Annotated in this window: 1 protein-coding gene and 1 pseudogene; both read left to right on the top strand. The window is 68.4% G+C overall.

Translation table 11 applies throughout. The features are described 5' to 3' along the window. Positions 1-64: 64 nt before the first annotated feature. Positions 65-583 (top strand): annotated as a pseudogene (locus tag Y706_RS0121825) (pyridoxal phosphate-dependent aminotransferase); the annotation flags it as partial. A gap of 100 nt (positions 584-683) precedes the next feature. Continuing rightward, positions 684-1238: pyridoxal phosphate-dependent aminotransferase (locus tag Y706_RS28500; RefSeq protein ID WP_173403107.1), on the top strand; the 555-nt coding region annotated here is incomplete at its 3' end.

A 1238-nucleotide genomic window follows, 5' to 3' on the forward strand; every position in this document is an offset into this window, starting at 1 on the left:
CAGCCCCGCCCCGACGCCCACCGTCCCGCCGCCACCGCGGACGCCGGGCGTTAGGATGGCAGACATGCCCGAGCTTGCCGCACATGTCCGCGACGTCCCGATCAACCAGATCCGCGAGATCACCGAAGCCGCCTGGGGAACGCCCGGTGCGATCGTGCTGAGTATCGGGGAGCCGGGCTTCGCAGTCCCCCGCCATGTCCTCGAAGCCGGCATGGCCTGCCTGGACCGGGACGAGACCAACTACACACCGAACGCCGGGATCCCCGCGTTGCGGGAGGCCTTCGCCGCCCGCTTCCGTGAACACAATGCGACGCCGGTCGGCGCGGAGCGCGTCTACGTGGTCGACGGCGCCCAGCAGGGCCTGCATTTCGCCATGAGCCTGTTGCTCTCCCCCGGGGATGAGATCCTCATCCCAAATCCCGGCTACCCCACCTTCGCGATGACGTCCAGCCTGCTGCACGCCGTTCCGGTCCGCTACCCGCTGTACCCGGAGCACGATTTCCAGCCGCGGATCGAGGACATCGAGGCGCTCATCACGCCCCGCACCAAGGTGCTGATCCTGAATTCCCCGTCCAACCCGCTCACCAGTCCAGAAAGCACGCCTCCCAGTATATGCGGCCAGCCCCGCCCCGACGCCCACCGTCCCGCCGCCACCGCGGACGCCGGGCGTTAGGATGGCAGACATGCCCGAGCTTGCCGCACATGTCCGCGACGTCCCGATCAACCAGATCCGCGAGATCACCGAAGCCGCCTGGGGAACGCCCGGTGCGATCGTGCTGAGTATCGGGGAGCCGGGCTTCGCAGTCCCCCGCCATGTCCTCGAAGCCGGCATGGCCTGCCTGGACCGGGACGAGACCAACTACACACCGAACGCCGGGATCCCCGCGTTGCGGGAGGCCTTCGCCGCCCGCTTCCGTGAACACAATGCGACGCCGGTCGGCGCGGAGCGCGTCTACGTGGTCGACGGCGCCCAGCAGGGCCTGCATTTCGCCATGAGCCTGTTGCTCTCCCCCGGGGATGAGATCCTCATCCCAAATCCCGGCTACCCCACCTTCGCGATGACGTCCAGCCTGCTGCACGCCGTTCCGGTCCGCTACCCGCTGTACCCGGAGCACGATTTCCAGCCGCGGATCGAGGACATCGAGGCGCTCATCACGCCCCGCACCAAGGTGCTGATCCTGAATTCCCCGTCCAACCCGCTCGGTGCTGTCCTGGGCGAGGATCTGACCCGCCGGCTC

It is taken from the genome of Arthrobacter sp. I3 (genome assembly GCF_000520575.1).
In the GTDB taxonomy this organism is placed as follows: domain Bacteria; phylum Actinomycetota; class Actinomycetes; order Actinomycetales; family Micrococcaceae; genus Arthrobacter; species Arthrobacter humicola_A.